Origin of the sequence: Fusobacterium perfoetens (assembly GCF_021531475.1) — a bacterium.
Lineage (GTDB): Bacteria > Fusobacteriota > Fusobacteriia > Fusobacteriales > Fusobacteriaceae > Fusobacterium_B.
In genome coordinates this window covers 22394-29078 of sequence record NZ_JADYTX010000029.1, presented here as the reverse complement: position 1 = coordinate 29078, position 6685 = coordinate 22394, and the positions used below count along the sequence as shown (strand labels likewise).

The 6685-nt window shown below is 24.2% G+C and carries 7 protein-coding genes; 2 read left to right on the top strand and 5 right to left on the bottom strand.

Annotated elements, in window-relative coordinates:
* Together I6E15_RS07360 and I6E15_RS07355 are read right to left on the bottom strand one after the other, a co-directional pair.
* A partial coding sequence (locus tag I6E15_RS07360) for a reverse transcriptase/maturase family protein (RefSeq protein WP_235247193.1) occupies positions 1 to 1160 on the bottom strand: 1160 nt, incomplete at its 3' end.
* Between the two features lie 393 nt (positions 1161 to 1553).
* Positions 1554 to 2768 (bottom strand): restriction endonuclease subunit S, encoded by a 1215-nt coding sequence (locus tag I6E15_RS07355; protein WP_235247192.1) that lies wholly within the window; start codon positions 2766 to 2768, stop codon positions 1554 to 1556.
* Between the two features lie 282 nt (positions 2769 to 3050).
* On the opposite strand from I6E15_RS07355, the gene I6E15_RS07350 reads away from it, so the two are divergent.
* Complete coding sequence (locus I6E15_RS07350) at positions 3051 to 3569, top strand: restriction endonuclease subunit S (RefSeq protein ID WP_235247191.1); 519 nt, start codon at positions 3051 to 3053, stop codon at positions 3567 to 3569.
* Positions 3570 to 3745: 176 nt separating this feature from the next.
* Entirely contained in the window at positions 3746 to 4315 is a 570-nt protein-coding gene (locus tag I6E15_RS07345; protein WP_235247190.1) for a restriction endonuclease subunit S, read from the top strand.
* A gap of 45 nt (positions 4316 to 4360) precedes the next feature.
* Here I6E15_RS07345 and I6E15_RS07340 read toward each other — a convergent pair whose 3' ends face one another.
* The 3 genes from I6E15_RS07340 to I6E15_RS07330 are packed head-to-tail and all read right to left on the bottom strand — an operon-like array spanning position 4361 to position 6677.
* Complete coding sequence (locus I6E15_RS07340; RefSeq protein ID WP_235247189.1) at positions 4361 to 4936, bottom strand: zeta toxin family protein; 576 nt, start codon at positions 4934 to 4936, stop codon at positions 4361 to 4363.
* Entirely contained in the window at positions 4936 to 5115 is a 180-nt protein-coding gene (locus I6E15_RS07335) for a GNAT family acetyltransferase (RefSeq protein WP_235247188.1), read from the bottom strand. The genes I6E15_RS07340 and I6E15_RS07335 overlap by 1 nt, the downstream gene beginning before the upstream one ends.
* Before the next feature lie 17 nt (positions 5116 to 5132).
* Positions 5133 to 6677 carry a type I restriction-modification system subunit M gene (locus tag I6E15_RS07330; protein ID WP_235247187.1) on the bottom strand — a complete coding sequence of 515 codons (1545 nt, stop codon included), beginning with the start codon at positions 6675 to 6677 and terminating at the stop codon, positions 5133 to 5135.
* Between the last annotated feature and the right edge of the window lie 8 nt (positions 6678 to 6685).

Genomic DNA, 6685 nt, shown 5'->3' with positions numbered 1-6685 from the left:
ATTTTTTTACTTATTATATTTCCTTTTTGAGTAATTCCTTTATTCTTATTAATTGTTTTTATTTTTTTATACATTCTATGATAGAATTTTGTTAAAGTCTTATCTCTCAAATAGATATTTTCTCCATCAAACGAAAATCCTAGATAATTTATTATATTTTCTGAACCTTGTAATTTTTCTCCATTATATATAAAAGTTTTTGTTTTTTCTTTTTTTAAATCTAATTTAGTTTCTTTTACTAATTCTTCGATTTTTTTTTGCATTTCATTTTTTATTTTTTGAATATCTAGATTTTCTAAAGGAACTATAATTATAAAATCATCTGAATATCTATAATATCGTCCATTATATTTTTTTAAGTATTCTATTATATCTCTATCAAACTCTATCATATAAACATTGGCTAAAACAGCACTTATTGCTGAACCTTGAGGTATACCTTTTAATATACCTAATTTTTTATTTATATTTTCATTGATTTTAATCTTTAGTTCTCCATTTTTTCTATATTTTCTAAATTCTTTTGGAGTAAATATTCTATCTTTTTCCATTAATTCTTTTCTTGTTATATTTTTTATTTTTAAAATATTCTCTAATTCACAATAACTATAATTTGTTATATTTTTAAATATAACATACCAATCATCTTTTAATTTTTTTTCTGTTAAAACTTTACAGATTTTATCTTTTAAATAATTATGATCTAAATTTTCAAAAAAGTTACTAAAATCTCCAATCATTACAAAATATGTTTTTACTTCAAGCATATATTTAAAAACATCATTTGCAAAATTTATATTACTTTTTCCATAAAAATTATCTCTATAAGCAATGATACTTTCATTAATTTTATTTTTTATAGCGTAACTATTGTAATAGTAATTTAACAAATGTGAATAATATGAAAAAATTAATCTATCCATATGTGCTGAATATTTAATTTTTCTTATTTTAATATTTTTTACTTTTTTTCTATATTTTTTAAATTTAATCTCTGTACTTATAAAAGGATAAAAGCTATGTTTAACTATATTTTTTTCATCCGTTATATATTCTTTTATTCCTTTTTGAAAACTATTTTTTTTACAATCAAAGTGAACATATCCTTTAAAGTATTTATTTTTTTCTTCCCATTTTTTTAAAATATCTTTCTCTTCCATTTTCAATAAACATTTCCCCTTATTTATGAAAAAAGTTACCTAATTAAATTAGATAACTTTGGTCAAAAAACTATTTACTTTAATGTAGTTTTCTCTACAGGTAGTAGCATCCTAAATAATAAATAGTCTATTTCCCTAAACAACTGCTACTAATCTTTTTTCAATAACTTATGCTATAATATTAATAGCATATATCATTTATCAAGGAGGTTATAAACTCATGATTAATATCAATATATGTTTAATACCCAGTTTACAAATTCCAAATGTTGAAGATATTTATTCAACAAATACGAATCTTCTCTTGACATTTACAATGATTCTCCTTTAAATCAATTACTTCTTGACAAAATAATTATTTAAAGCACTCTCATTATATCATATTTTTTTATGTTATACAAACATTTGCTGAAACAATCCTTTTTTAAACTCTTTCAGATTTTCTAATTCATCATAGATTTTTTCTATTTTGGAATCAATAGCAGATAAAAAATCAGCTATCTTTTGTTGTTCTTGTAATATAGGTACTTTTATTTTTAGTTTTTTTAAATGGTCTTCATATAAATGTACTACACTAGCTCCTTGAGCCAATGAAACTATTTGATATTTAGCTTTATTATTCAAATAGTAAGATAAAAAGATTCCATTTTCATTTAGTTTTAATATATTTAAATCACCACCTAAAGCTACTCCTGATTTAGTTAGACAGGAAGCTTTAGCTATATCTATCGCAGTTTCTCCAGAGCAGGGAATAATTATATCATTTTTTTCGCTTAAAACTAATGTAGATATATCTAAATTAGTTTTACTTACAACTTTATTGATTACTTCATTATAAGTTGTATATAGCTCTCCATATCTAATACATTCTACTCCGGTATCTGTTATATCTTCTTTAGAAATTAATTTTCCTTTTGAAAATTTTGTTATGTCTCCTAACTTCTTTTCTTCCCATTCAGGATAATCATTGCCATTACTATCTTTAAATCTTAATTCTTGATTGAAAATTTTTTGCATTATCCCTTTTTTATATTCTTTTAATAGTTCTAGCTTATTTTCTGTTAAATTAATTTTAACATCAACTGATGATAAAAAATCGGCTATTTTTTCCTGCTCTTCTAAGTTAGGAATATTTAAAGATAACTTATTTAAATTTACTATTGTTAATGCTTTTTGTGTTGAACCAATTGAACTATCTAAAATTTGCTTTTTATTATATTCCAAATTATACACCAAATACTCAGATGATATTTTTATATTTCTTAGCCATATCAAATTTCCGTCTTTGAAATAGAATTTATTTTCATTTGAAATTAAATAAATATTTCCCAAAGTACCAACTGCCGTAATTAATATATCATTTTTTTGAGGAACTCCATATTTTTTTCTGATTTCTTCATATTTTTTTTCTGAAATATATAAAACATCTATAATTTTTTTTCCTTTTTTTAATTCTGATATTTCTTTTCCTCTATAAAAAGGAATTCCTTTACTTACATATTCTGATAAAAAAATTCTTTTACTAGATGTTAATTCGCTGATAGCACTTAATTTTTGATTTTTCCATTCATTAATAAATTCTTGAAATCTTAATTTTGGTTGTAACATAGTGATACCTCTACTTTTTTTATTTTTGATATTTATTTAATCATTTAAAACAAGTTTTATATAAAATTGTGAATTTATATTTAACATTAAGTGACGATAAAAAATTAACTATTTTTCTCTGCTTTTCAAGTTATCTTTATTAAGACTGCTGAAAAAAATAAAAAATGTATCTTTATTTCCATCAATTATACCATAATTTTTGATTTTTTGAAAAAAGTATTTGTAATCTTTTAAATAATATTATAAAATCTAATAAAGAATAATAAATTAAAGGTGAATATTATGAAAAAAGTACCTAAACTAAGATTCAAAGAATTTGAAAAAGAATGGGAAGAAAAAAAGATAGGAGATATAACTAATTTAACCGCTGGTGGAACGCCTAACACATTGAAAAAAGAATATTGGAATGGTAATATAAAATGGATGAACTCAGGAGAATTGAACCTAAAATTCATTTATGATGTACAGGGAAGAATAACAGAATTAGGATTAAAAAATTCAAGTACAAAATTAATTCCAGAAAAATGTATTTTAATTGGTTTAGCTGGTCAAGGAAAAACAAGAGGTACGGTTGCTATAAATTTTATAGAACTATGTACTAATCAATCCATAGCTTCTATTTTCCCAAATTTTAATTATTTTAAACCAATGTTTCTATATTATAATTTAGATAATAGATATGAAGAATTAAGAAATCTATCAACTGGAAGTAATGGGAGAGGTGGATTGAATTTAAATATTTTGAAAAGAATTTCTGTCTTTTTTCCCATTTTAAAAGAGCAAGAAAAAATCGCCGTTTAATTTTCCTCATTTTACACCTTACTAAATCCTTTTTTCTAAACTATTCTTTATTAATATAATTATCTAATTGTAATAATTTGTTTTAAATATAAGCCGATTTTTTATCATCAGTTGATGTTCAAATAGATTTAACAAGTCAAAAATTAGAATTATTTGAAAAATATAAAAAAAGTATAATGAAAAAAATCTTTAATCAAGAATTAAGATTTAAAGATAGAAATGGAAAATATTATCCTGAATGGAAAGAAAATAAATTAGGAAATATTTCACAAATTCAAACAGGAAACAAAGATTTGGAAGATAAAAAAGAAGATGGTATTTATCCATTTTTTGTTAGATCAAAAAATATAGAAAAAATAGATACATTTTCATATGATGGAGAAGCCATATTAATTCCAGGCGATGGAAAAATCGGAGAAGTATACCATTACATAAATGGTAAATTTGATTATCATCAAAGAGTTTATAAAATTAGTAATTTTATAAATATTTCTTGTAAATATCTTTATTATTACTTGCAAAAAAACTTTAAAAAACACGCTTTGACATACACTGTAAAAGCAACTGTTGATAGTTTAAGATTACCTATTATTAAAGATTTTCTTATAAAAATCCCTTGCCTAGAAGAACAACAAAAAATAGCTGATTTCTTATCTTCTATTGACGACAAAATAGAAAAGTTATCTTCTAAACTTGAAGAATTAAAAAAATTTAAAAAAGGACTTTTACAACAGATGTTTGTATAAAAAAAATCACTATCTTGTAATTTTACACAAGGTAGTGATTTTATTTTACTCTATTCCTATTTCTTCTAAGATTTTGCCTAGCCACTCGGGAGTTTTTTCACAAACTTTTATATATTCCAAAGGCAATTTTGTATAGCATAACTCATATTTTTCTGAATTATCATAAATTTTAGCATAATCTGCTAAAAGCAATATAGTCTTTAAATTTTCTAAAGTTTCTACATATCTTTTTTCAATTACATCTTCAGGAATATCGTGTCCACCTCTTTTAACCCTATTTTTAACCCTTTGTTTTGCTATTTCAGGAGAATTAACTCCAACATAATAAAGATGTATTGTATAACCTTTTGATTTAATCTCTTTAATAGCCTTTATAATATTTTTTCCAGTAAGAGTTGTTTCTTGGTTAAAAGATATATTTTTTTCAACACATTCTTTACGAAGTTTCAAAGCCATTTTCCCTGCTCTTACTTGGTCTTGGTTACTTCTCCAATCTCCTATATTTCTTACAATTTCATCAGTATTTATTCTAACTCCTAAATCTAATGTTGGTGTAATTGTATTATAAAGTGTTGATTTTCCTGCTCCATTTACTCCTGCAAAAACCACATAATTTGGCATTAAAATACTCCTTTTGTTATTAATTTTTGTTGAAGTAATTGAGTTTTCCATTCTTCCAATTTTAGATAAAATTTCTTTTCATCATCAGATTTGGCATTTTCTACCATCTCATTTATATCATAAGTTGACAATTTTAAAATATATTCATATAAATTTTCTACATCTTTAAAATCTTTCATATTATCACTTATCCTTTTTATAAATCTACAGGTGCTTTTATTCCAAGTTCATCGCAAAATCCCTTTATAGTCTTATCTATTTCTTTCATTTCTTCGTCTAGTTTTGCTATTTTTTCAACAACTTCATTAAGATTAATTTCTTCTTCCTCTTCAAAAGTATCAACGTATCTTGGAATATTTAGGTTATAATCATTTTCTTCTATTTCTTGCATTGATATTTTTTTAGAGTATTTTTCTATATCTTTTCTTTCTCTATATGTCTCAACTATTTTTTGGACGTCTTCATCTCTTAAATAGTTTTGATTTTTAGCTTTTTCAAAGTCATTTGAAGCGTCTATAAATAAAATATCATCTTCAAGTTTTCTATTTTTCTTAACAACTATTACACAAGTAGGGATTGATGTTCCATAGAATATATTTGCAGGAAGTCCAATGATTGCATCTATATAATTTTTTTCTTTTAATAAATATTTTCTTATTACTCCCTCACTTGCTCCTCTAAATAATACTCCATGAGGAACTATTACAGCCATTGTTCCATCGTTGTCTAATTGGTAGATCATATGTTGAATAAAAGCAAAGTCAGCTTTAGAACTTGGAGCTAATTTTCCATAAGAAGCAAATCTCTCATCAGATAAAAAGCTATCGTCTGCACTCCATTTTTGAGAGAATGGAGGATTTGCAACAACTATATCAAATCTTTTATCAAGATGTTGAGGATCTTCTAAAGTATTTCCTTGTTTAATTTCAAAATCATTAAATTTAACTCCATGAAGAATCATATTCATACGAGCTAAGTTATATGTTGTAGTATTTAATTCTTGTCCATAGAAACTAGCTACATTTGTATATTTTGCAACTTTTAAAAGAAGAGATCCTGATCCACAAGTTGGGTCATAAGCTGATTTAATTTTATCTTTTCCTGTTGTAGTTATCATTGCAAGAAGTTTGGAAGCTTGAGCTGGTGTGTAAAACTCTCCTGCTTTTTTCCCTGCATTACTTGCAAATTGACCGATTAGATATTCATAAGCATTACCTAAAACATCCATTTCTGTATCTTCAAAGTTAAAGTTTATATCATTTAGATGTTTAATAACTTCCGAAATCATCTTATTTTTATCTTCAACAGTTTTTCCAAGTTTTAAAGATGTTAAATCTACATCGCCAAATAGTCCTGAGAAATCATCACTACTATCTTGACCATTTGTAGAATCTTCAATATATTTAAGAGCTAATCCTAAATCTTCTATTATAAATTCTCCATTTTTAGCTCTTCCTGCTAAAATTCTAAATAGATATTTAGGTTCGATAAAATATCCAATACTATTTACACAATATTCTCTTACAGCTTCTATATATTCATCTTTTCCATCTATATCTTCAAATTTCATATCATCTTCAGATAATACATCATTTCCTGTTTTTTCAATTTTTTCTGATAAGAACTTAAAGAAAATTAATCCTAGAATATAGTTTCTAAACTCATCAGCTCCCATATTCCCTCTAAGTTCGTTAGCTATTGCCCACAATCTTTTTTCTAATTCTGCTTGATGTTCTGACATCTTTTTAT

What these genes read in the sequence shown, in the direction of transcription:
- I6E15_RS07355 (WP_235247192.1), bottom strand. Translation starts at nt 2,768, where the DNA reads ATGTTACAACCAAAATTAAGATTTCAAGAATTTATTAATGAATGGAAA.
- I6E15_RS07350 (WP_235247191.1), top strand. Translation starts at nt 3,051, where the DNA reads ATGAAAAAAGTACCTAAACTAAGATTCAAAGAATTTGAAAAAGAATGG.
- I6E15_RS07345 (WP_235247190.1), top strand. Translation starts at nt 3,746, where the DNA reads ATGAAAAAAATCTTTAATCAAGAATTAAGATTTAAAGATAGAAATGGA.
- I6E15_RS07340 (WP_235247189.1), bottom strand. Translation starts at nt 4,936, where the DNA reads ATGCCAAATTATGTGGTTTTTGCAGGAGTAAATGGAGCAGGAAAATCA.
- I6E15_RS07335 (WP_235247188.1), bottom strand. Translation starts at nt 5,115, where the DNA reads ATGAAAGATTTTAAAGATGTAGAAAATTTATATGAATATATTTTAAAA.
- I6E15_RS07330 (WP_235247187.1), bottom strand. Translation starts at nt 6,677, where the DNA reads ATGTCAGAACATCAAGCAGAATTAGAAAAAAGATTGTGGGCAATAGCT.